General features: G+C 70.2%; 20 protein-coding genes and 1 tRNA gene. 9 read left to right on the top strand and 12 right to left on the bottom strand.

Going from position 1 to position 21,237, the window contains the following annotated elements; translation table 11 throughout:
- Positions 1-30 precede the first annotated feature (30 nt).
- The 5 genes from thrC to OKJ99_RS14515 all read right to left on the bottom strand — a co-directional run bounded on the left by thrC (position 31) and on the right by OKJ99_RS14515 (position 5,636).
- Positions 31-1,089, bottom strand: a complete 1,059-nt coding sequence (gene thrC, locus OKJ99_RS14535) for a threonine synthase (RefSeq protein WP_326016679.1) — start codon at positions 1,087-1,089, stop codon at positions 31-33.
- Between the two features lie 14 nt (positions 1,090-1,103).
- Positions 1,104-2,396 carry a homoserine dehydrogenase gene (locus tag OKJ99_RS14530; RefSeq protein WP_326016561.1) on the bottom strand — a complete coding sequence of 431 codons (1,293 nt, stop codon included), beginning with the start codon at positions 2,394-2,396 and terminating at the stop codon, positions 1,104-1,106.
- A 112-nt stretch (positions 2,397-2,508) separates the two neighbouring features.
- Positions 2,509-3,900, bottom strand: a complete 1,392-nt coding sequence (lysA, locus tag OKJ99_RS14525) for a diaminopimelate decarboxylase (RefSeq protein WP_326016560.1) — start codon at positions 3,898-3,900, stop codon at positions 2,509-2,511.
- A 32-nt stretch (positions 3,901-3,932) separates the two neighbouring features.
- Positions 3,933-4,997, bottom strand: a complete 1,065-nt coding sequence (gene nrtL, locus OKJ99_RS14520) for an ArgS-related anticodon-binding protein NrtL (protein WP_326016559.1) — start codon at positions 4,995-4,997, stop codon at positions 3,933-3,935.
- 102 nt (positions 4,998-5,099) lie between these two features.
- On the bottom strand, positions 5,100-5,636 hold the full coding sequence (locus OKJ99_RS14515) for a response regulator (protein ID WP_407700697.1): 537 nt from the start codon (positions 5,634-5,636) through the stop codon (positions 5,100-5,102).
- A gap of 114 nt (positions 5,637-5,750) precedes the next feature.
- Here OKJ99_RS14515 and OKJ99_RS14510 point away from each other — a divergent pair.
- Positions 5,751-5,822, top strand: a tRNA-Arg gene (locus OKJ99_RS14510).
- Positions 5,823-5,915: 93 nt separating this feature from the next.
- Here the strand turns inward: OKJ99_RS14510 and OKJ99_RS14505 are convergent.
- The 4 genes from OKJ99_RS14505 to OKJ99_RS14490 are packed head-to-tail and all read right to left on the bottom strand — an operon-like array spanning position 5,916 to position 9,698.
- Positions 5,916-6,377: a MaoC family dehydratase gene (locus tag OKJ99_RS14505; protein WP_326016555.1), complete on the bottom strand. Its 462-nt coding sequence runs from the start codon at positions 6,375-6,377 to the stop codon at positions 5,916-5,918.
- Complete coding sequence (locus OKJ99_RS14500) at positions 6,374-7,897, bottom strand: acyl-CoA synthetase (protein ID WP_326016553.1); 1,524 nt, start codon at positions 7,895-7,897, stop codon at positions 6,374-6,376. Before OKJ99_RS14500 ends, OKJ99_RS14505 begins: the two co-directional genes overlap by 4 nt.
- A gap of 11 nt (positions 7,898-7,908) precedes the next feature.
- A complete protein-coding gene (locus tag OKJ99_RS14495; protein ID WP_326016552.1) occupies positions 7,909-8,784 on the bottom strand; it encodes an amidohydrolase family protein in 876 nt (291 codons plus the stop codon).
- Positions 8,784-9,698, bottom strand: a complete 915-nt coding sequence (locus tag OKJ99_RS14490) for an SDR family NAD(P)-dependent oxidoreductase (protein WP_326016550.1) — start codon at positions 9,696-9,698, stop codon at positions 8,784-8,786. The genes OKJ99_RS14495 and OKJ99_RS14490 overlap by 1 nt, the downstream gene beginning before the upstream one ends.
- Before the next feature lie 140 nt (positions 9,699-9,838).
- Between OKJ99_RS14490 and OKJ99_RS14485 the strand changes: the two genes are divergently transcribed.
- Both OKJ99_RS14485 and OKJ99_RS14480 read left to right on the top strand, forming a co-directional pair.
- The gene (locus OKJ99_RS14485; protein WP_326016548.1) at positions 9,839-10,300 is read left to right on the top strand and encodes a MarR family winged helix-turn-helix transcriptional regulator; all 462 of its coding nucleotides are present in this window, start codon (positions 9,839-9,841) and stop codon (positions 10,298-10,300) included.
- Positions 10,301-10,528: 228 nt separating this feature from the next.
- Positions 10,529-11,683 (top strand): acyltransferase family protein, encoded by a 1,155-nt coding sequence (locus OKJ99_RS14480; protein WP_326016547.1) that lies wholly within the window; start codon positions 10,529-10,531, stop codon positions 11,681-11,683.
- A 90-nt stretch (positions 11,684-11,773) separates the two neighbouring features.
- On the opposite strand, the gene ku is transcribed toward OKJ99_RS14480, so the two are convergent.
- Positions 11,774-12,745, bottom strand: coding sequence for a non-homologous end joining protein Ku (gene ku, locus OKJ99_RS14475; RefSeq protein ID WP_326016545.1), 972 nt, complete (start codon positions 12,743-12,745; stop codon positions 11,774-11,776).
- A 72-nt stretch (positions 12,746-12,817) separates the two neighbouring features.
- Between ku and ligD the strand changes: the two genes are divergently transcribed.
- The gene (gene ligD / locus OKJ99_RS14470; protein ID WP_326016544.1) at positions 12,818-13,699 is read left to right on the top strand and encodes a non-homologous end-joining DNA ligase; all 882 of its coding nucleotides are present in this window, start codon (positions 12,818-12,820) and stop codon (positions 13,697-13,699) included.
- A gap of 91 nt (positions 13,700-13,790) precedes the next feature.
- Here ligD and OKJ99_RS14465 read toward each other — a convergent pair whose 3' ends face one another.
- Positions 13,791-14,594, bottom strand: a complete 804-nt coding sequence (locus tag OKJ99_RS14465; RefSeq protein ID WP_326016542.1) for a nuclease-related domain-containing protein — start codon at positions 14,592-14,594, stop codon at positions 13,791-13,793.
- Positions 14,595-14,705: 111 nt separating this feature from the next.
- Between OKJ99_RS14465 and OKJ99_RS14460 the strand changes: the two genes are divergently transcribed.
- The 5 genes from OKJ99_RS14460 to OKJ99_RS14440 all read left to right on the top strand — a co-directional run bounded on the left by OKJ99_RS14460 (position 14,706) and on the right by OKJ99_RS14440 (position 20,022).
- A complete protein-coding gene (locus OKJ99_RS14460) occupies positions 14,706-15,389 on the top strand; it encodes a hypothetical protein (protein WP_326016541.1) in 684 nt (227 codons plus the stop codon).
- Positions 15,386-16,669: a HAMP domain-containing sensor histidine kinase gene (locus OKJ99_RS14455; RefSeq protein ID WP_326016539.1), complete on the top strand. Its 1,284-nt coding sequence runs from the start codon at positions 15,386-15,388 to the stop codon at positions 16,667-16,669. Before OKJ99_RS14460 ends, OKJ99_RS14455 begins: the two co-directional genes overlap by 4 nt.
- Positions 16,670-16,770: 101 nt before the next feature.
- Complete coding sequence (locus OKJ99_RS14450; RefSeq protein ID WP_326016538.1) at positions 16,771-17,124, top strand: SH3 domain-containing protein; 354 nt, start codon at positions 16,771-16,773, stop codon at positions 17,122-17,124.
- A 40-nt stretch (positions 17,125-17,164) separates the two neighbouring features.
- The gene (locus OKJ99_RS14445) at positions 17,165-18,559 is read left to right on the top strand and encodes an FtsW/RodA/SpoVE family cell cycle protein (protein WP_326016537.1); all 1,395 of its coding nucleotides are present in this window, start codon (positions 17,165-17,167) and stop codon (positions 18,557-18,559) included.
- Entirely contained in the window at positions 18,556-20,022 is a 1,467-nt protein-coding gene (locus OKJ99_RS14440) for a peptidoglycan D,D-transpeptidase FtsI family protein (protein WP_326016535.1), read from the top strand. The genes OKJ99_RS14445 and OKJ99_RS14440 overlap by 4 nt, the downstream gene beginning before the upstream one ends.
- On the opposite strand, the gene OKJ99_RS14435 is transcribed toward OKJ99_RS14440, so the two are convergent.
- Positions 20,014-21,120 (bottom strand): ferritin-like domain-containing protein, encoded by a 1,107-nt coding sequence (locus OKJ99_RS14435; RefSeq protein WP_326016534.1) that lies wholly within the window; start codon positions 21,118-21,120, stop codon positions 20,014-20,016. The two genes, OKJ99_RS14440 and OKJ99_RS14435, sit on opposite strands and share 9 nt — an antisense overlap.
- Between the last annotated feature and the right edge of the window lie 117 nt (positions 21,121-21,237).

Raw genomic sequence — 21,237 nt, 5'->3', positions numbered from 1 at the left:
TGTCAGTGTCGCCTAAAGAGGCGGTACGACTCAGGCGAGACCGAGGCGCTCGGCGGCCGCGGCGGCGTCGACCGGGACGGTGACGGGCTGCGGGGCGCCGGCGACGGCCCAGTCCGGGTCCTTCAGGCCGTTGCCCGTGACGGTGCAGACGATCTTCTGGCCGGGGTCGACCTTGCCCTGCTCGGCGGCCTTCAGCAGACCCGCGACGGACGCGGCCGAGGCGGGCTCGACGAAGACACCCTCCTGGGACGCCAACAGCTTGTAGGCGCGCAGGATCTCACGGTCCGTCACCTCGTCGATGAAGCCGCCGGACTCCTCGCGCGCGGCGAGCGCGTGCTGCCACGATGCCGGATTCCCGATGCGAATCGCGGTCGCAATCGTCGAGGGGTCCTTGACGACCTCGCCGCGCACGATCGGCGCGGAGCCGGAGGCCTGGAAGCCCCACATACGTGGGGTGCGGGAGGACACCTTGTCGGCGGCGTACTCCTTGTAACCCTTCCAGTAGGCCGTGATGTTGCCCGCGTTGCCGACCGGGAGGACGTGGATGTCCGGCGCGTCGCCGAGCGCGTCCACGATCTCGAACGAGCCGGTCTTCTGGCCCTCGATGCGGTACGGGTTGACCGAGTTGACCAGCGCCACCGGGTAGTTCTCGGAGAGGCTGCGGGCGAGGTTCAGGCAGTCGTCGAAGTTGCCGTCGACCTGGAGGATCTTCGAGCCGTAGACGAGCGCCTGACCCATCTTGCCGAGCGCGATCTTGCCCTGCGGCACGAGCACGGCGCAGACCATGCCAGCCCGCACCGCGTACGCGGCGGCGGAGGCCGAGGTGTTGCCGGTGGAGGCGCAGATGACGGCCTGCGCGCCCTCCTCCTTGGCCTTCGTGATGGCCATGGTCATGCCGCGGTCCTTGAACGAACCGGTCGGGTTGGCGCCCTCGACCTTCAGGTGCACCTCACAGCCGGTGCGCTCGGAGAGCAGCCGCGCGGGCACGAGCGGCGTACCGCCCTCGCGCAGTGTCACGACCGGCGTGGTGTCGGTCACCGGGAGCCGGTCCCGGTACTCCTCGATGATGCCGCGCCACTGGTGGGTCATTCCGGTCATCCCTGCTACTCCCCTTCAACACGCATGATGCTGGCGACACCGCGCACGGTGTCGAGCTGACGCAGCGCGTCCACGGTCCCGGTGAGGGCCGCGTCCGCCGCGCGGTGGGTGACGACGACGAGGGAGGCCTCGCCGTCCTTCCCCGACTGGCGCACAGTGTCGATGGAGACACCGTGCTCGGCGAAGACCGTCGCCACCTGCGCGAGAACGCCGGGCTTGTCGGCCACGTCGAGGCTGATGTGGTACCGCGTCACGACATCGCCCATCGGCGAGACGGGCAGCTGTGTGTACGCGGACTGGCCGGGTCCCGTCGCGCCATTGAGGCGGTTGCGGCAGACGGCGACGAGGTCGCCGAGTACGGCGGACGCGGTCGGCGAGCCGCCGGCACCGGGCCCGTAGAACATGAGCTGGCCCGCGGCCTCGGCCTCGACGAACACGGCGTTGTACGCGCCGCGCACGGAGGCCAGCGGGTGGGACAGCGGGATCATCGCCGGGTGCACGCGGGCGGTGACGGACTGCCCGTCGGCGGCCCGCTCGCAGATGGCGAGCAGCTTGATGGTGCAGCCCATCTCCTTCGCGGAAGCGAAGTCGGCGGCGGTCACCTCGGTCATGCCCTCGCGGTACACGTCGTCGAGGCGGACGCGGGTGTGGAAGGCGATGCCGGCGAGGATGGCGGCCTTCGCGGCGGCGTCGAAGCCCTCGACGTCGGCGGTCGGGTCGGCCTCGGCGTACCCGAGGGCGGTGGCCTCGTCGAGCGCTTCCTGGTAGCCGGCGCCGGTGGTGTCCATCGCGTCGAGGATGAAGTTCGTCGTGCCGTTCACGATGCCGAGGACGCGGTTGACCTTGTCACCGGCGAGCGACTCGCGCAGCGGCCTGACCAGCGGGATCGCGCCTGCGACCGCGGCCTCGTAGTAGAGGTCCTCGCCGTGCTCGACGGCCGCGGCGTGCAGGGCCTCGCCGTCCTGGGCGACGAGCGCCTTGTTGGCGGAGACGACGGAGGCGCCGTGCTCGAAGGCGGTGGTGATGAGGGTGCGAGCGGGCTCGATGCCCCCGATGACCTCGACGACCACGTCGATGTCACCGCGTTTCACGAGCGCGGTGGCGTCGGTGGTGACCAGCGCGGGATCGATTCCCTCGCGCACTCGGGAAGGCCGCCGCACGGCCACACCCGCGAGTTCGACGGGGGCACCGATCCGGGCGGCGAGGTCATCGGCGTGCGTCGTCATGATGCGCGCCACCTCTGAGCCGACAACCCCACAGCCCAGCAGCGCCACCTTCAGCGGACGCGTACGCATCATGCGACCTCGTTTCCTTCTACGTACTTACTCAGGTACTTCTACGGTGGGTCCAGTCTCGCCCACCGGACCGGGGTTTCAGCCCCGGGTCCGGATCGTGAGACGTAGATTTCATTTATCCGACGTCGAGGCGCAGGAGATCTTCCTCCGTCTCGCGCCGGACGATCACCCGGGCCGCGCCGTCGCGCACGGCGACGACGGGCGGGCGAAGCGCGTGGTTGTAGTTGCTGGCCATGGAGCGGCAGTACGCGCCGGTGGCCGGCACGGCGATCAGATCACCGGCCGCGACATCGGCAGGCAGGAACGCGTCCTTCACGACGATGTCGCCACTCTCACAGTGCTTGCCGACGACGCGGACGAGCATCGGCGCGGCGTCGGAGCGGCGGGAGACGAGGGCGACGGTGTACTCGGCGTCGTAGAGGGCGGTGCGAATGTTGTCGGACATACCCCCGTCGACGGAGACGTAGGTCCGCAGTCCTTCGAGCGGCTTGACGGTGCCGACGGTGTAGAGCGTGAAGGCGGTGGGCCCGACGATGGCGCGCCCCGGCTCGACGGAGATGCGGGGGGTGCGCAGGGAGGCGGCCTCGCACTCGCGGCCCACGATCTCGTTCAGCGCCTTCGCGATCTCATGCGGCTCACGAGGGTCGTCATCACTCGTGTACGCGATACCGAGCCCGCCGCCGAGGTCGATCTCGGGCAGCTCGATCCCGTGCTCGTCACGCACCTCGGCGAGCAGCCCGACGACGCGCCGCGCGGCGACCTCGAAGCCGGCCATGTCGAAGATCTGCGACCCGATGTGCGAGTGGATCCCGATGAGCTCGATGCCATCGAGCTTCAGCGCGCGCCGCACGGCCTCCGCCGCCTGCCCGTCGGCGAGGGCGATGCCGAACTTCTGGTCCTCGTGCGCGGTGGCGATGAACTCGTGGGTGTGGGCCTCGACGCCCACCGTGACGCGGATCTGCACGCGCTGCCGCTTGCCGAGTCCCTCGGCGATGTGGGCGACGCGCGCGATCTCCTGGAAGGAGTCGAGCACGATGCGACCGACGCCCACCTGGACCGCGCGGCTGATCTCTTCCTCGGTCTTGTTGTTGCCGTGGAAGGCGATGCGCTCGGCGGGCATGCCCGCGGAGAGCGCCGTGGCGAGCTCGCCCCCGGAGCACACATCCAGGTTCAGCCCCTCCTCGTCCAGCCACCGCACGACAGCACGCGACAGGAAGGCCTTGCCGGCGTAGAAGACATCGGCGTCAGGGCCGAAGGCGTCGCGCCAGGCGGCGCACCGGGCGCGGAAGTCCTCCTCGTCGAGGAAGTACGCCGGAGTGCCGAACTCCTCGGCGAGCCGGGCGACTTCGATCCCGCCGACGCTGACGCCGCCGTCGCCGGCGCGGGCCACGGTCTGCGCCCACACCTTCGGGTCGAGGGCGTTGAGGTCGTCGGCGGGGGCGGTGTAGTGGCCCTCGGGCAGGACGTCGGCGTGACGGGGGCCGGCGGGGTGTGCGGAACGGCTCATGGCTGCGATGGCTCTCTTCGTCTACTTCTGTGTCACAGATGTTCGGGTGCGTCGATGCCGAGCAGGGTCAGGCCGCCTGCGAGCACCGTCCCGACAGCTTCGGCGAGCGCGAGCCGGGCACGGTGGGCGGCCGAGGGTTTCTCCTCGCCTTGGGGCAGTACGGCCGGGTGGAGCGAGGCCATGAAGCTGTCGGCGACGCCGACGAGGTGCCGGGCGAGCCGGTCGGGAGCGTGCTGCTGGGCCGCGGCGCGCAGTATGCGGGGATGGTCGCCGAGGGCGGCGACGAGGTCTTCCTCTCCGGCCACCTCGCCGGGGGCGGCGGTGAAGCCGAGGTCCGCGGCGCTGCGGGTCAGGGCGCGGGTGCGGGCGTGGGCGTACCGGACGCGGAAGAGCGGATTGGTCTCACGCTGGGCGAGGTGCTCCTCGTACGCGTCGCCGATCCGGGGCCGGTCGTGGCCCGCGGGGTGGAGCAGGGCCCAGCGGGCGGCGTCGCGGCCGAGTGGCAGGGGGTCGGCGGGGGCGGGCACGGGGCGGATGTCCGCGTCGGCCTCCGGCCCGCCGATCTCGTCGACCCGCACGCCGAGGACGTCGGCCCACTCCGGGCGGGGGCATTCGACGCAACTGGTCCCTACGAGGACACCTTGAGCGCGCAGAAGGCGGGCGACGGAGTCCATGACGACGAGGGCGCGGACCTCGTGCGGGGCGTGCAGCTGAACGACCTGACCGGTGGGAGCGTCGGCTTCGGCGAACCCGTACCGGTCCCCGGCGCGCAGGATCTCCGTGACGAGCGTGCCGGACGCGGACTCCGCCATCCTGAAGTTGAGGAACCCGGGTCCGGTGACGGCGACCTCGGCGACACCGGGACAGTCCCCCAGCCGCCGGGACAGGATCTCGGCGACCTGACGCGGGGGCCGTCCTGCGGGGCGGGCGAGCTGCAGCGCGACGTTGGTGGCGTAGTCCCCCTGCCCACCGGCCCGCGACCGCTCGACGACGATCCGCTCCTCGCCGGCCGCGCACACGGCAGCGTCGAGCTCACCGTCGTCGACCGCGCGGCGGACGGCGCGCAGGACGGTGCGGGAGAGCTCGGCGGGGGTCACGGGACAAGCGTATGGGAGGAGGGGGGTGGGTATGCGACCCGGTTTCCCGGAAGGCCCGGGATACGGACGGGGAACCGGGACGGCGGGGAGCCGCCGGGCCGCTCAGGCGTCGGCGGTGCGGGAGGCCTGCTGGGAGGCCTGCTCGGCGTCATCAGCGGCACTCACGGTACGCCCGGCGCCCGCCCTGGAGGCACCGGCGGGGCCTGCCCCCGCGCGCCCCTGCTCGCTCAACTGCCGTACGACACGCACCAGTTCACTGGGTTCGAAGGGCTTGGCGAGGAACGCGTCCACGCCGACGTCGAGCCCGCTCTCGACCTCGTACTGGGTGCAGGCGCTGACGACGAGGATGGGCAGCGAACGCGTACGGGCGTCCGCCCGGAGCCGGGCGGCGGTGCGCAGTCCGTCGAGCCGGGGCATCACGATGTCCAGCGTGACGACATCGGGCCGCACCTGATCGATCACATCCAGACATTCGGCACCATCGGCCGCGGTCACGACCTCGAAGCCCTCCAGCTCGAGATTGACCCTGATCAGCTGCCGAATGACCTTGTTGTCGTCCACGACAAGGACTCGGCCGGACGCGCCTGGCACAACTCGAGAGTAGGTCGACACCGGCCACCGCGTCCGGGTTTTCCCCACTTCCGCCCCGTACAGGCGACCCGAACCCGGCCGTCCCCCGCGCGATAACCCGTTCCTGAGGACCACAAAGGAGCTGGTAGTGTTCTACCCGTCGCGAAGCACAATGCGGCGCACGCCCCCGTAGCTCAGGGGATAGAGCATCGGCCTCCGGAGCCGGGTGCGCAGGTTCGAATCCTGCCGGGGGCACCTTGTACAAGGTGCCTGACAGACCCCGTCAACAGCGGAAACGCTGTCGGCGGGGTCTTGTTGCGTTTGCGGGCGGACGCGGGTCGGGCCGGGTCAGGCGTAGAAGCGGGAGACGCTCTGGAGGACTGCCGCCGGCTTCGGGGCGCCTTCTATTTCTATTGTTCCGTCGATGGTGATCTGGGCTCCGCCGCCCGGCACCTCTTCCACCGATGCCACCCTCGCCGCCAGGCGGATGCGGGAGCCCGCCTTGACCGGGGAGGGGAAGCGGACCTTGTTGAGGCCGTAGTTGACCTTTGTGGTGACGCCCTGGACGTCCAGGAGATCGGTGAAGAGGGGGATGAAGAGGGAGAGCGTCAGATAGCCGTGGGCGATCGGGGCGCCGAAGGGGCCGGCGGCGGCGCGTTCGGGGTCCACGTGGATCCACTGGTGGTCGCCGGTCGCGTCGGCGAACGTGTTGATGCGGTCCTGGGTGATCTCCAGCCAGTCGCTGGTGCCGAGGTCGGTTCCGGAGAGCTTCGTGAGTTCGGCCAGGCCGTTCACCGTGAGGGTTGTCATCGCTGGCTGCTGTCCTGTTCGTCGAGGGTGGGGGCGGTGCCGTACGTCGCACGGAGGCGGGACTTGATGAGCTTTCCGGATGCCGTCCGCGGGAGTTCGGGGGCCAGGATCAGGGATTTGGGGATCTTGTACTTCGCCAACTGGCCGGAGAGGGAGGCCAGGAGGGATTCGGGGGGTGGGGCGGCGCCCGTGCGCGGGACGACTATGGCGCGGGGGACCTCGCCCCACTTCTCGTCCGGGACGCCGATCACCGCGCACTCCGCCACGTCGGGGTGGGCGAGCAGGGCGGCCTCGATCTCCGCGGGGTAGATGTTCTCGCCGCCGGAGATGATCATGTCCTTGAAGCGGTCGACGATGGTGACGTAGCCGTCGGCGTCCACGCGTGCCGCGTCTCCGGTGCGGAACCAGCCGTCGGAGAAGGCGGCCTCGGTCTCCGCCGGCAGGCCCCAGTAGCCCGGCATCACGTGCGGTCCGCGGACCACCACCTCGCCCGTCTCGCCTGTATCCACCGGGGTCAGGTCCGGGCCCACCACCTGTACGTCGCTGAAGAAGTGCGGCACGCCTGCCGAGCCCGCCTTGGACACCGCGTGTTCGGCGTCGAGGAAGAGGGTGCCGGGGGCCGCCTCCGTCATGCCGTAGCCCTGGAGGAAGGTGAGGCCGCGCTCCTGGTAGGCCGCGATCAGCGGGGGCGGCACCGGGGCGCCGCCGCAGGTCAGGATGCGCAGCGAGGACAGGTCGGCGGTCGGCCAGGCGGGCTGCCGGGTCAACAGGTCGAACATTGTCGGGACGCCGAACATGAACGTGATCCCGTGCCGCCGCACCAGGTCGAACGTGGCCTCGGGGTCGAAGGCGCCGACCAGGACGCACGTGCCGCCCTTGAGCAGCACCGGCAGCGTCAGCATGTTCAGGCCCGCCGTGTGGAACAGGGGCGCCGAGACGAGGGCGACCTCGTCCGCGATCAGGTCGTGGTCGACGAGGACGTTGATCGCGTTCCAGGTCAGGTTGGCGTGGGTGAGCATGGCGCCCTTGGGGCGGCCCGTCGTGCCCGAGGTGTACATGATGAGGCAGAGGTCGTCGCCGCCGACCGCCTCGTCGACCGGGTCCGCGGGGGCGGTCGCGAGCAGTTCCTCGTAGCGTCCCCCCTCGGCCTCGATCGTCACGGGGACGGACAGCTCCTTCGCCTGGTCCCCGCCGCCGGTGTGCAGGAGGGTCTTCGCTCCTGAGTCCCTTATCTGGTAGGCGAGTTCGGCCGTCGACAGGCGCGTGTTGAGCGGGACGAAGACCGCCCCCAGGGTGCCCGCCGCGAACAGCGTCTCCAGGTACGAGGGGTGGTTCGGGCCGAGGTACGCGACGCGGTCGCCGCGGCGTACGCCCTGTGCGCGCAGGACGTGCGCCAGGCGGGTCGTACGGTCGTGCAGGTCGGCGTACGTATAGGTGGTGCCGTGGTGGATCAGGGCGGTGCGGTGCGGGGTCTTGCGGGCCCGGCGGGCGGGCCACGAACCCAGTCCCTCGTTGCGCATACCGATCCCCTTCAGGGCTTGGTGAGACCGAGCAGGCGGGCCGCGTTCTCCTTGAGGATCTTGGGGCGGACCGCTTCCTTGATGTCCAGCTTCGCGAAGTCCGCCAGCCAGCGGTCCGGGGTCAGGACCGGGTAGTCCGAGCCGAAGAGGACCTTGTCCTTGAGGAGCGTGTTCGCGTACTGGATCAGCTGGGGCGGGAAGTACTTCGGGGACCAGCCGGAGAGGTCGATGTGCACCCCCGGCTTGTGGGTCGCCACGGCCAGGGCCTCGTCCTGCCAGGGGAACGAGGGGTGCGCCAGGATGATTTTGAGGTGGGGGAAGTCGGCCGCCACGTCGTCCACGTGCAGGGGGTTCGAGTACTTCAGACGGATGCCGCCGCCGCCCGGCACGCCCGCGCCGATGCCCGTCTGGCCGGTGTGGAAGAGGGCGATCGTGCCCGTCTCCTCGATCAGCTCGTAGAGCTCGTAGGCCACGGAGCGGTCGTTCGGGAAGAAGGCCTGGATGGAGGGGTGGAATTTGAAGCCCTTCACCCCGTACTCCTCCACCAGGCGGCGGGCCTGCTTCACCCCCGCCCTGCCCCGGAACGGGTCGATCGAGGCGAAGGGGATCAGGACGTCGGGGTGGGCGGCCGCCGCCTCCGCCACCTCCTCGTTCGGGACGGGTTCCGTGCCGGTCGCGGACTCGGCGTCGACCGTGAAGATCACGGCGGCCATGTTCCGCTCGCGGTAGTACGCGGCCGTCTCCTCGAGGGTCGGCTTCCGGTTGCCCTCGATCTTGAAGTACGAGGACGAGGCCGCGTGGAGTTCGTCGTCGAGGGAGGACTTTCCCTTGGAGGAGACCTCGGCGTGGGTGTGGACGTCGATGGCCGTCAGCTCGTCGATGTTCATCACGCCTCCGGGAGCTTCGGTGCCGGGATGCCCACCGTCTGGAGCTCGGCGCCGACCGACGTCGGCCACGCCTCCGCGAGCGTGTCCGGGGTCCAGCCCCCGTCCGCGTAGGCCGACTTGATCTCCTGCGGGTGCGACCAGAGCGTGAGCCGGTCGCCGCCGATGCCGATCGCCTGGCCCGTCACGGAGCGGGCCGCTTCGGAGGCGAGGAAGGGAACGAGGGCCGCGCAGTCCTCAGGGGTGCCGAAGCCCTCGCCCTTGCGCAGGAAGGACGGGAGCGGTTCGCCGCCGCGCAGGGCCTCCACGTACGGGGCGAAGGCCGGGATCGTCTCCGTCATGGCCGTCGCGGCGACCGGGACGATCGCGTTGACCGTGATGTTCGCGCGGGCCAGCTCCATCGACCACGTGCGGGCCATGGAGACGATGCCGGCCTTCGCGGCGGCGTAGTTCGTCTGGCCGAAATTGCCCCGTTGGCCCGCGGGCGAGCCGACGAGGACGAGCGTGCCTCCCTCGCCCTGCTCGCGCATGCGGACCGCGGCGGCGCGGGCACAGGTGAAGGTGCCCTTCAGGTGGGTGGTGACCACAGCGTCGAAGTCGTCGTCGGTCATCTTCCACAGGACCTTGTCGCGCAGGATGCCGGCGTTGGTGACCAGGACGTCGAGGCGGCCGAACTCGCTCACCGCCCGCGCCACCAGGCGGTCCGCGGCCTCGGCCGTACCGACCGGGACCACCTCGGCGACGGCCGTGCCGCCCGCCTCCCGGATGGACTTCACGGCCGCTTCGGCGACGGCCTCGTCGACGTCGTTGACGACGACCGACGCGCCGTGGGCGGCGAGGGCATGGGCGTAGGAGAGGCCGAGGCCACGGCCGCCGCCGGTGACGACGGCCGCCTTTCCGGTGAGATCGATGGACACGTGTGGATCCCTTCCTGCCTGCGATACGTGGGGCAAGAAGGAAGCTAAGAGCAATAATTGGTGACGTCAATAGTTGTCGTCACCCCACAGGTGCGAGAGACTGTCGCGGCACACCGCAGGCCCACCCCCAGGGAGACCCCATGACCCCCGCCCCGATCGACGCGCACGAGCCATGGATGCGCGGGCTGCACGCCGACACGGGCTATCTGCTGTACCGGCTCGGCCTGCGCTCGGGGCAGCTGTTCAACGCCTCGCTCCAGGAGTCGGGACTGCGCCTGCGCCACTACGCGGTGCTGCGCTTCCTGGCCACGATCGAGGGCGCGCCCCAAAGGGAGTTGAGCGCGCAGCTCGGCTACGACCCGAGCGCGATCGTGGGCCTGGTCGACGACCTGGAGAAGGCCTCGTTCGTCGAGCGGCGGCCGTCCCCCGGCGACCGGCGCAGCCGGATCGTGGTGCTCACGGACGACGGTCGGGACTTCCTGCGCGGCACGGACGAGGCGGGGCTGCGCGTGACGAGCGAGCTGCTCGCACCGCTGGACGCGGACGAATGCGAGACGCTGCACGGGCTGCTCCGGCGGGTCGCGGAGGCAGGGCTCAACTGACGCGCACTTTCGGCCGTTGTCGACTTCTCGCTACGGCGACCGGTGGGGAACCCGTTTGAGTGTTTGTCATTCCTGATCAGGACTGTGAGAGCCGCCACGCGGGCCTGATCCAGGTTTACTCGTGCCCCACCGCATGACTACGGTTCGGTCGATGTCTCGCAGCCACTTGAACCTCACGAATCCAGGAAGATGCGTATCCGGTAGCCGGGGTTCCCAACGGGAGGGATCGTGAGCGAACCGGTACAGCTCGCGGCTCATCGGGTCCCACTGCCCGATCAGCAGGACGCCGTCGCACCGTCCGCGAGCACTCCATCCAGGAGACAGGCGGCCACACCGGCCGCCGCGGCGACACAGAAGACCGGCAAGGCCCGGGACGCGTTCTACGACAACGCCAAGTACCTGGCGATCGTCCTGGTCGCGATGGGGCACTCCTGGGAGCCGCTGCGCGACGGGAGTCGGGCGGCCTCCGCCCTCTACATCATCGTGTACACGTTCCACATGCCGGCGTTCATCGTGATCTCCGGCTACTTCTCGCGGTCGTTCGACGCGAGCCCTGCTCGGCTGAAGCGGCTGATCACGGGTGTGGCCGTGCCGTACGTGGTGTTCGAGGTCGTCTACACCCTCTTCAAGCGGTACGCGGGTGACGATCCCGGATACGACTTCAGCCTGCTCGACCCCTGGTACCTGACCTGGTTCCTGGTGTCGCTGTTCGTATGGCGGCTGAGCACGCCGATCTGGAAGACGATCCGCTGGCCGCTGCCGGTGGCGCTCGCCGTCGCGGCGCTCGCCTCCGTCTCCCCCAGCATCGGCGACGACCTGGACATGCAGCGCCTGCTGCAGTTCCTGCCGTTCTTCGTCCTCGGCCTGTGCCTGAAGCCGGAGCACTTCCAGCTGGTGCGCCGCAAGGAGGCGCGGATCATCGCGGTGCCGGTGTTCGGGGCCGCGCTGCTGTTCGCGTACTGGGCGGCGCCGCGGATGACCGCGGCGTGGACGTACCACCGCGACAGCGCCCAGGAGTTGGGCGCGCCCGGCTGGACCGGAATCGTCATGACCCTGGCCATGTTCGGCTGTTCGGTGATTCTCACGGCGTGCTTCTTCGCATGGGTGCCGGGCCGCAAGATGTGGTTCACGGCGCTCGGCGCGGGCACCCTGTACGGCTACCTGCTGCACGGCTTCGTCGCCAAGGGCTCCCGCTTCGGGGACTGGTACGACGTGGACTGGGTGCACACACCGTGGGGCCAGGTCGTGGTGACACTGCTCGCGGGAAGCCTCATCACCGTGCTGTGCACACCACCGGTCCAGCGGATGTTCCGGTTCGTGATGGAGCCGAAGATGGAGTGGGCGTTCAAACGGGACGCCGCGAAGGTGGCCAGGGGGCGGTAGCCGCTTTCTGTTCATCCGGCGACGGGGTTGCGGTCTCGGGGCTCTGCCCCGGGCCCCGCTGGCTCTCGTCCCAAAGCGGGGCTTGAAAGCTCAGGCCGACGTCTTCTTCTTGGGCGTCGGCTTCTTCTTTGCCGAGGTGCTCTTCTTCGCCGCCGTCGTCTTCTTGGCCGTGGTCTTCTTGGCCGTGGTCTTCTTCTTCGCGGGTGCCTTCTTGGCGGCGGTCTTCTTCGTACGGGAGCGGGACGACAGCTCCGTCACCTCGGCCACGTCCTCGCCCTCGTCACGCGCCTTCTTGGCCGCCCGTACGCTGCTCTCCAGCGCCGACATGAGGTCGATGACCTTGCCGCCTCCGCCGTCCGACTTCTTGGGGGTCTCGGCCGGTTCGGTGCCGGAGGCCTTCGCCTCGATCATCTCCTCCACGGCGTCCCGGTAGTCGTCGTGCAGCGAGTCCATGTCGACCTCGCCGAGCGTGTCCATCAGGGCGTCCGCCAGATCGAGTTCGGCGTCGCGGACCGTGACGTGGGAGTCGGGGGCGGCCTCCTCGGGGGCCCGGATCTCGTCCGGCCAGAGCAGTCCGTGCATCGCGATGACGTCGTCGACGACCCGCAGCATCCCGAGCCGTTCCCGGCCACGCAGCGCGAACTTGGCGATGGCCACCTTGTTGCTGCGCTTGAGCGCCTCGCGCAGGAGCGTGTACGGCTTGGCGGCCGGGACGCCGTTGGCCTGGAGGTAGTACGCCGTGCCCATCTGGAGCGGGTCGATCCGCTCGGCCGGCACGAAGGAGACGATCTCGATGGTCCTGGCCGTGGGGATCGGGAGCTGGGCGAGATCGTCCTCGGTGATCGGGATGATCGAGCCGTCGGCGTCCTCGTACCCCTTGCCGATCTCGTCGTTCGCGACTTCCTTGTCCTCCAGCTCGCACACCTTGTGATAGCGGATGCGGCCGCCGTCCTCCAGGTGGATCTGGCGGAAGGAGATCGAGTGGTTCTCGGTGGCGTTGACCAGCTTGATCGGGATGCTGACCAGGCCGAAGGAGATGGCGCCGTTCCATATGGAGCGCACGGTGGACCTCCCGGTTCGCGCCGATGCGCGACATAGAGGACATAACGGGCTGGGTTGCCAGAGTATTACCGTATGGCGCCGAACACAGAAGTGGAGGGGCGGCGGCTCACGCTCAGCAATCTGGAGAAGGTTCTGTATCCGGACTCCGGGTTCACCAAGGGCGAGCTGCTGCACTACTACGCGACGGCCGCGGAGGCCCTGCTCCCGCACCTGCGGGGCCGCCCGGTCTCCTTCCTGCGCTTCCCCGACGGGCCCGGGGGCCAGCGGTTCTTCGCCAAGAACGTGCCACCGGGGACACCCTCCTGGGTGAAGACGGCCGAGGTGCCGCGCTCGGACGGGGTCTCGCGGCAGATCCTCGTACAGGACCTGCCGACGCTGATGTGGGCGGCGAACCTGGTCACCGAGTTCCACACACCGCAGTGGCGGGCGGACGCGCCGGGCCGGGCCGACCGGCTGGTCTTCGACCTGGACCCCGGTGCCCCGGCCGACATCGTGCAGTGCTGCGAGGTGGCCGGGTGGCTGCGGGAGCGGTTGGCGCGGGACGGGCTGGACGCGTACGCGAAGACGTCCGGGTCCAAGGGGCTGCATCTGCTCGTACCGGTGGTGCCCACGGCGTCCGAGCGGGTCAGCGCGTACGCGAAGGGGCTCGCGCGGGAGGCGGAGGCGGCGCTGCCGGGGCTTGTGGTGCATCGGATGGCGCGGAACCTGCGGGGCGGGAAGGTGTTCGTCGACCACAGTCAGAACTCGGCCGCGAAGACGACGGCGGCGGCGTACACGGTCCGGGCGCGGGTGTCTCCGACGGTTTCGGCGCCGGTGACGTGGGGGGAGGTGGAGGGGTGTGGTTCTGCGGGGGATCTGGTTTTTGTGGCGGGGGACGTTGTCGCGCGGCTGGAGCGGGATGGGGATTTGCTCGCGGGGTTGCTCGATGTGGGGCGGGCGGGGGAGCTTCCTTGACGCGGATGGCGTTGCGGTTGCGGGGCTCTGCCCCGGGCCCCGCGCCTCAAGCGCCGGCGGGGCTGAATTTGCCGAACCGGGCTTGGAATGGTCACACGCGCGTCCACGTTCCCCTGTCTCGCGCCATCATGTGGAGCGCCTCCACGTCCGCCGGTTTGAGGAGGCCGCCGGTGCGGGTGAGGGTGGAGAGGTCCGTGTCGGTGAAGAGGCGGATGTCGCGTGGTGGCGTCGGCACCTCCACCGTCGTCGGTTCCACCAGGACGAGGCCCGCGCGGACCTCCGCGGTGAGGGCGAAGGAGGCCCGGGACGCGTCGGCCCGCACCCGGCGCAGCAGTGGCTGCGGCTCCCCGCGGCCCACCGTCACCCAGGGGTCGCCGACCCGCACCCGTTGCCTGCGCACCGGCAGTACGTGCAGCGCGAACAGGCCGCCGGGGCCGATCAGCAGGTGGTGGATGTGGGATCCGCCGGGCAGCGGCACCGAGTGCAGCACCCGCCAGCCCACCGCCTCCAGTTCGTCGAGGACCTCGCCCACCCGTTCCTGCGCGGCGAGCGCCCTGCGCCGCGGGTCGGTGCGCAGCCGGCGCTGCGGGCCGGGGTCGCGGTCCAGGGAGATGACGAGGGCCTCGCCCGGCCGGTTCGGCGCGAGGTCGTCGTCGGGGTGGAGGGTGAGCCCGGCCAGTTCGGCGGGGGTCGGCGCCGGGGGCGGGCCGACGGCGACCTGGCCGACGACGAACGGCCTGAGCACGTCGAGCACATCCGCCCGCCGGGTCTCGCTGAGCAGGTTCACCCGGCCCGCGTCCCGGTCGTACCAGGCGACGCTCGTGCCGTCGTCCCCGCACACGTAGAGCCACTCCTGGCCGTGCCGCCAGGTCGGTATGACGCGCAGTCCGCTCATGCCCCATCACCCCACGACCATGGGAGCAGCAAGCCATGCCGCAGGGCAAGAAGCCCGCAGGCCCGGCATGATGACCATCGCCACCCGTTCAACCCGGCAGGCAGGAGTGCAGTGAAGAAAGGGCCCGGGCGCCTCGGCCGATCGGTTCTCGCCGTGCCCACCGCCGCGCTGCTCTGCGCGTGCGCCGGCTGCGGGGACCAGGGCGGTCTGGAGAGCGCGGGCCCGACCCCGACGGCCGTCGGCCCGGAGCGGCTGTGGCCCACGCTGCCGCCCGCGACCCGCGCCGCCGACGACTACGGCGCCGAGGAGACGGCCGTGGTCAAGGGCGTCGAGGTACCCGGCGGGAAGCTGCGCGACGTCGACCCGGTGACGATCGTGCGGGCCCGCGTGGCCGCCGCGCCCGACGACTACAAGGACATCGCCGCCGACGTCGCGGACTGCCCGGCGTCCAAGGACTGCCCCGTGCTCGGCGGGTACTACCGGGATCTGACCGGCGACGGCCGGGACGATCTGCTCGTCGCCGTCCGCGCCCCGCACCGCCAGGCGTACCTGCAGACGTACACGTACAGCGGCGGGAAGCTGACCCAGATCATGGACGACAAGGACGCCGTCCTCAAGGTGCATCTGGCGGGCCGGAACATCGTGGTGCGCGCCGCCGCCGACCTGTCCGGGTACGAGTACCGCACGTCCTGGTCGTACGACGGCCACCAGAAGGCGATGCTGCCGACCCGCGACGAGATCCTGCGCACCGGTTCCTCGCACACTCCTGACGCGCCGTCACCGAGCCGCTCATGAGTCCGCGCGCGCTGCGGCTGCCCGCCTGGTCCGCGTCCCTGACGTGGAAGGCGACCGTGTTCATCACCGTGATGTGCTGTGCGCTCGCCGCGCTGCTCGGCGTCCTGGTGCACGTCTCGGTCACCGATCAGACGACGGGCCAGGCCCGCGAACGCGCGCTCACCCTCCTGAAGTCCACCACCAAGCGGTACGAGGCCGGGGGCAGGCTCGCGCCTGGCGCGGGCCTCGATCCGCCGGGCCTGCCCGCCGAGTTGCGCGCCCTCGCCGTGCGCGGGGAGCGCGGCACGATGATCACGGCGCGCCGGGAGCGGCCGACGATGTGGGCGGCGGGCCCGGCGGCCGCCGACCGGAACGGCGGGCGGGCCCTCGCGGTGCGGGTCGACTTCACGCAGGGCAGGCGCACCATCGACGGGCTCGACGGGGCGATCCTCACGTCGTCCGCGCTCGCGATCGGGGCGACGCTGCTGGTCGGCGCGTTCGCGGTGACCCGTGTGACGCGACGTCTGCACGCGACGGCGCGGGTGGCGCGCAGGATCAGCGCGGGAGACATGGACGCGCGCGTCGACGACCGCCGGACGAAGGATCCGGGGCGGCGCCAGGACGAGGTGGCCGATGTCGCGGGCGCGCTCGACAGCATGGCCGCCTCCTTGCAGGCCCGGATCCTGACCGAGCAGCGGTTCACCGCCGATGTCGCGCACGAGCTGCGCACGCCGCTGACCGGGCTGCACGCCGCCGCCGAGCTGCTGCCGCCGGGGCGGCCCACGGAGCTGGTGCGGGACCGGGTCGCCGCGCTGCGCACGCTCACCGAGGACCTGCTGGAGATCTCGCGGCTCGACGCGCGCAGCGAGCGGCTCGACCTGGACGAGAACCGGCTCGGCCCGGTGGTCGAGCGCGTGGTGCGGGCGTCCGGCACGGACACCGAGGTCGATCTCGTGCGGGACGTCTGCGTGCTGACGGACCGTCGCCGCCTGGAGCGGGTCCTCGGCAACCTCGTGGCGAACGCGCACCTGCACGGCGCCGCGCCCGTCACCCTGACCGTGGCAGGGCCGGTGATCACGGTGCGCGACCACGGCGCGGGCTACCCCGGCTATCTCGTGGAGCACGGGCCGCAGCGCTTCCGCACCGAGGGCGGTGCCCGTGGGCACGGGCTCGGCCTGACCATCGCGCTCGGTCAGGCCGAAGTCCTGGGCGCACGCCTGGAGTTCGGGAACGCGCCGGACGGTGGCGCGGTGGCGACGCTGACGCTGCCGTACGAGGGGACCGAGCCGGAGATTCCGTAGCGGAGAGTGACCTTTTGCGCACCCCGCGTACCGCTTTTAGTGTGAAACCGGGCATTCAAGGCGCCCTTCTCGCTCCTCACCCCCGCCCCAGGAGGACTCGCATGTCCCTCACCACCCGCCTCGGTATGGGCATCGCCGCTGTCGCCACCCTCGTCGCGACCGCGGCCGTCCCCGCCGTCGCCCAGAGCGCCGGCGCCCCCGGTGCCGACGACTCGCCGCCGGTCTACAAGGGTCGCGTCACCGCGAAGTCCGGGCTGCTGCTGCGCGACGCCCCGGCCCGCGGTGCCAAGGTCGTCCGCTCCGAGCCGTACCACGCGATCGTCCGGATCTTCTGCAAGACCTCGGGCGACAGTGTCGGCGGGAACGCGTACTGGTATCTGCTCACCGACGGCACCTGGGCGTGGGGTTCGGCGAAGTACATCCAGAACATCGGCGCCGTGCCGCGCTGGTGCTGACATGACCTGATATCGGGTACTTGCTTGCTACGTTCCCGGTATGACCGGATCATCGGGTACATCGGGAACCAGCGCCTCCTCCTCGGTACCCGCTGTGCGCGTCCCCCGGCGCCGGGGGACAGAGCTGGCCCTGCTCGTCATCGCCGTGCTGCTCAGCGTCTACGGATACATCGACGTCGGGCTCGCCAAGGACAGCCGGGTCCCGGGCGGGGCCGCCGGATACGGGGCCGGGCTCGGCGCGCTCGCGCTCGTCGCGCACCTCGTGGTCCGCTTCCGCGCCCCGTACGCCGATCCGCTGGTGCTGCCGATCGCCGTGCTGCTCAACGGCCTCGGCCTGGTGCTGATCTGGCGGCTCGACCTGGAGACCCCGAGCGACCAGGCGGCGCCCACCCAGTTGATCTGGTCCACGCTCGGTGTGGCCCTGTTCATCCTCACCGTGCTGTTCCTGCGCGACCACCGGGTACTGCAGAGATACGCGTACATCTGCGTGGTCACGGCCCTGGTGCTGATGATCCTGCCGATCTTCTTCCCGCCGATCAACGGCGCCCGGATCTGGATCCAGATCGGCAGCTTCTCCATCCAGCCGGGCGAGTTCGCCAAGATCCTGCTCGCGATCTTCTTCGCCAGCTATCTCGCGGCCAACCGGCACGCCCTGGCGTACACCGGCAAGCGGATCTGGCGGTTCCAGCTGCCGACGATGCGGGTGTTCGCGCCGATCCTGGTGATCTGGCTGATGACCGTCGGCGTGCTCGTCCTGGAGACCGACCTCGGCACCTCGCTGCTCTTCTTCGGCCTGTTCGTGATCATGCTGTACGTGGCGACGGGCCGCGGCAGCTGGATCGGCATCGGGCTCGTGCTCGCGGCCGTGGGCGCGGTCATCGTCGCCTCCTTCGAGCCGCATGTGCACAGCCGCGTCGAGGACTGGCTGCACCCCTTCGCCTCCATCGACGCGGGTCAGGGCGCCAGCCAGCTCGCGCAGTCGCTGTTCGCGTTCGCGGCGGGCGGCATGCTCGGCACCGGGCTCGGCCTCGGCCACTCGAACCTGATCGGCTTCGCCGCGAAGTCCGACTTCATCCTGGCGACGGCGGGCGAGGAGCTGGGGCTCGCCGGGCTCACCGCGATCTTCCTGCTGTACGCGCTGCTCGTGGAGCGGGGCTACCGGGCAGGCCTCGCGCTGCGCGATCCGTTCGGCCGGCTGCTCTCCATCGGGCTCGCCTCGATCGTCGCGCTGCAGGTCTTCGTCATCGCGGGCGGCGTGATGGGGCTCATTCCGCTCACCGGCATGGCGATGCCGTTCCTCGCGCAGGGCGGCTCGTCCCTCGTCACCAACTGGATCATCGTCGCGATCATCATCCGGGTCAGCGACCGGGCCCGGAGCCAGCTGCTGCCCGAGTCCCCCGGGACCGCCCCGGACCCCGTGGAGGGCGCCAAGTGACCAAGTACATCCGCCGGGCCTCGGTGTTCTGCCTGATCCTGCTGATCGCGCTGCTCATCAACGCGGCCCGTATCCAGTTCTTCCAGGCCGACAAGCTCGACGACAACTCGGCCAACCGCCGCTCCACGATCGAGCGATACGGGCAGCCGCGCGGCGACATCCTCGTCCAGGGGAAGTCGGTCACCGGCTCGAAGGACACCGGGGAGTCGCTGCGCTACGAGCGGACGTACAAGAACGGCCCGCTGTACGCCCCCGTCACCGGCTACGCCTCGCAGACGTACGGCACGACGTTCGTCGAGAGCGCCGAGGACGACGTCCTCTCCGGCACCGACCCGATGCTGTCCCCCGTCCCGTTCTGGAACGAGATCTCCCGCGCCCAGGAGCCCGGCGGCAATGTGAAGACCACCATCAACGCCCGCGCGCAGCAGGCCGCGTACTCCGGGCTCGGCGGCAAGAAGGGCGCGGTCGCGGCGATCGACCCGTCGACCGGAAAGATCCTGGCGCTGGTCTCCACCCCGTCGTACGACCCCGGGAGGATCGCCGGCACCGACTCCTCCTCGACCGACGCGTGGGCCGCGCTGAACAAGTCCGAGGACCAGCCGATGCTCAACCGGGCGCTGCGCCAGACGTATCCGCCGGGCTCCACGTTCAAGGTGGTCACGGCGGCCGCGATCCTGGAGAACAGCGTGGTGAGCGGCATCGACTCCTCGACCGACACCCCGTCCCCGTACACCCTGCCGGGCACGACGACACAGCTGACGAACGAGTCCGCCTCGGACGCCTGCACGGACGCGACGCTGGAGTACGCGCTGCGGGTCTCCTGCAACACCGTGTTCGCCAACCTCGGGGTGCAGACGGGGCTCTCGGACATGGTGAAGATGTCGGAGAACTTCGGCTTCAACGACAGCGGGATCAAGGTCCCGATGTCGGCCGCCACGTCCAACTTCGACACGGACATGAACGACGCGCAGCTGGCGCTCTCCTCCATCGGCCAGTACGACACCGCCGCGACGCCGCTGCAGATGGCGATGGTGTCCTCGGCCGTCGCCAACGGCGGCACCCTGATGCAGCCGCACCTCGTCGACAAGACCACGACGAACGACGGCGACACGGTCTCGGAGACCGGCAGCGACACCTACAAGCAGGTCATGTCCCCGTACACGGCGACGCAGCTGCAGACGATGATGGAGGACGTCGTCTCCGAGGGAACGGGCACCGGGGCGCGGATCTCCGGCGCCACCGTCGGTGGCAAGACCGGCACCGCGCAGCACGGCGAGAACAACAAGGGCACTCCGTATGCCTGGTTCATCTCCTACGCCAAGGACAAGGACGCGTCTGCGCCGGGGGTCGCGGTCGCGGTGGTCGTGGAGGACGCCTCCGCGAATCGTGACGACATCAGTGGTGGGGGCAGTGCCGCGCCCATCGCCAAGTCGGTGATGGAGGCGGTGCTGGGCTCAGACTGATTTGCCCGCCTCGACGGCCTCCGCGACCTCCGCCACCCGCTCCTGTTCCTCCGTCGCGAAGCGTTGCGCGTCGAGTTGTTCGGCGATCTCCTCGTCCTGGGCCATGAGCAGGTCGAGGTTGGAGTTGCCCATGTCGAAGACGCCCATGTCGACGTAGGCCTGTTGCAGGCGCTTGCCCCACAGGCCGATGTCCTTGACGCACGGGACGATCCGCGAGAACAGCAACTGCCGGAACATGGCCAGGAATTCGGACTGCTCCGTGTACTTCTCCGCGTCCGCCTTGGGGATGCCGAAGTTCTCCAGGACCTCGATGCCGCGCAGCCGGTCGCGCATCAGGTAGCAGCCCTCGATGACGAACTCCTCGCGCTCGCGCAGTTCGGCGTCGCTGAGCTGCTTGTAGTAGTCGCGCAGGGCCATCCGCCCGAAGGCCACGTGCCGGGCCTCGTCCTGCATCACGTAGGCGAGGATCTGCTTGGGCAGCGGCTTGTCGGTGGTGTCGCGGAGCAGGCCGAACGCGGCGAGCGCCAGGCCCTCGATGAGGACCTGCATGCCGAGATACGGCATGTCCCAGCGGGAGTCGCGCAGTGTGTCGCCGAGCAGGGACTGGAGGTTGTCGTTGATCGGGTAGAGCATCCCGAGCTTCTCGTGCAGGAAGCGGCCGTAGATCTCCGCGTGCCGCGCCTCGTCCATGGTCTGCGTCGCCGAGTAGAACTTGGCGTCGAGGTCGGGCACGGACTCCACGATGCGCGCGGCGCACACCATCGCGCCCTGCTCGCCGTGCAGGAACTGGCTGAACTGCCAGGAGGCGGAGTGCTTGCGCAGCTCGGCCTTGTCCTTGTCGGTCATCTTCGCCCAGTAGGGCGTGTTGTAGAGGGCCAGCGCGTCGTCGGGGGTGCCGAGGGGGTCGTAGGGGTCGACCTCCAGCTCCCAGTCGATGCGCTTGGCGCCGTCCCACTGCTTGTCCTTGCCCTTTTGGTAGAGGGAGAGGAGGCGGTCGCGCCCGTCGTCGTATTCCCAGCTGAGGCGAGCCGAACTGGCGGACGGTACTTGCCAGTTGGACCCGTTCGGGGCCTTGGTGTACAGCTCATGCGTCGCCATGTTGGCAGGCTCACACGGTGGTAGACGCGGGGTCAACAAGTCGTGCGCAAGGGATTGACGGTCTTGCTGACGCGCAGTCTCATAAGAACCGATGCAGGCGTGACCGCTGGTAACCCG

The sequence above is a fragment of the Streptomyces endophyticus genome (assembly GCF_035798155.1).
Classification (GTDB): domain Bacteria; phylum Actinomycetota; class Actinomycetes; order Streptomycetales; family Streptomycetaceae; genus Streptomyces; species Streptomyces endophyticus.
Note: the sequence above shows the minus strand (reverse complement) of the source record. Positions and strands in the feature narration are given on the sequence as shown.

Bases quoted from the DNA above. Each gene is read 5' to 3' on its own strand.
- thrC (WP_326016679.1), bottom strand. From the start codon at position 1,089: ATGACCCACCAGTGGCGCGGCATCATCGAGGAGTACCGGGACCGGCTC.
- OKJ99_RS14530 (WP_326016561.1), bottom strand. From the start codon at position 2,396: ATGATGCGTACGCGTCCGCTGAAGGTGGCGCTGCTGGGCTGTGGGGTT.
- lysA (WP_326016560.1), bottom strand. From the start codon at position 3,900: ATGAGCCGTTCCGCACACCCCGCCGGCCCCCGTCACGCCGACGTCCTG.
- OKJ99_RS14505 (WP_326016555.1), bottom strand. From the start codon at position 6,377: ATGACAACCCTCACGGTGAACGGCCTGGCCGAACTCACGAAGCTCTCC.
- OKJ99_RS14500 (WP_326016553.1), bottom strand. From the start codon at position 7,897: ATGCGCAACGAGGGACTGGGTTCGTGGCCCGCCCGCCGGGCCCGCAAG.
- OKJ99_RS14495 (WP_326016552.1), bottom strand. From the start codon at position 8,784: ATGAACATCGACGAGCTGACGGCCATCGACGTCCACACCCACGCCGAG.
- OKJ99_RS14485 (WP_326016548.1), top strand. From the start codon at position 9,839: ATGACCCCCGCCCCGATCGACGCGCACGAGCCATGGATGCGCGGGCTG.
- ligD (WP_326016544.1), top strand. From the start codon at position 12,818: ATGGCGCCGAACACAGAAGTGGAGGGGCGGCGGCTCACGCTCAGCAAT.
- OKJ99_RS14465 (WP_326016542.1), bottom strand. From the start codon at position 14,594: ATGAGCGGACTGCGCGTCATACCGACCTGGCGGCACGGCCAGGAGTGG.
- OKJ99_RS14455 (WP_326016539.1), top strand. From the start codon at position 15,386: ATGAGTCCGCGCGCGCTGCGGCTGCCCGCCTGGTCCGCGTCCCTGACG.
- OKJ99_RS14450 (WP_326016538.1), top strand. From the start codon at position 16,771: ATGTCCCTCACCACCCGCCTCGGTATGGGCATCGCCGCTGTCGCCACC.
- OKJ99_RS14445 (WP_326016537.1), top strand. From the start codon at position 17,165: ATGACCGGATCATCGGGTACATCGGGAACCAGCGCCTCCTCCTCGGTA.
- OKJ99_RS14435 (WP_326016534.1), bottom strand. From the start codon at position 21,120: ATGGCGACGCATGAGCTGTACACCAAGGCCCCGAACGGGTCCAACTGG.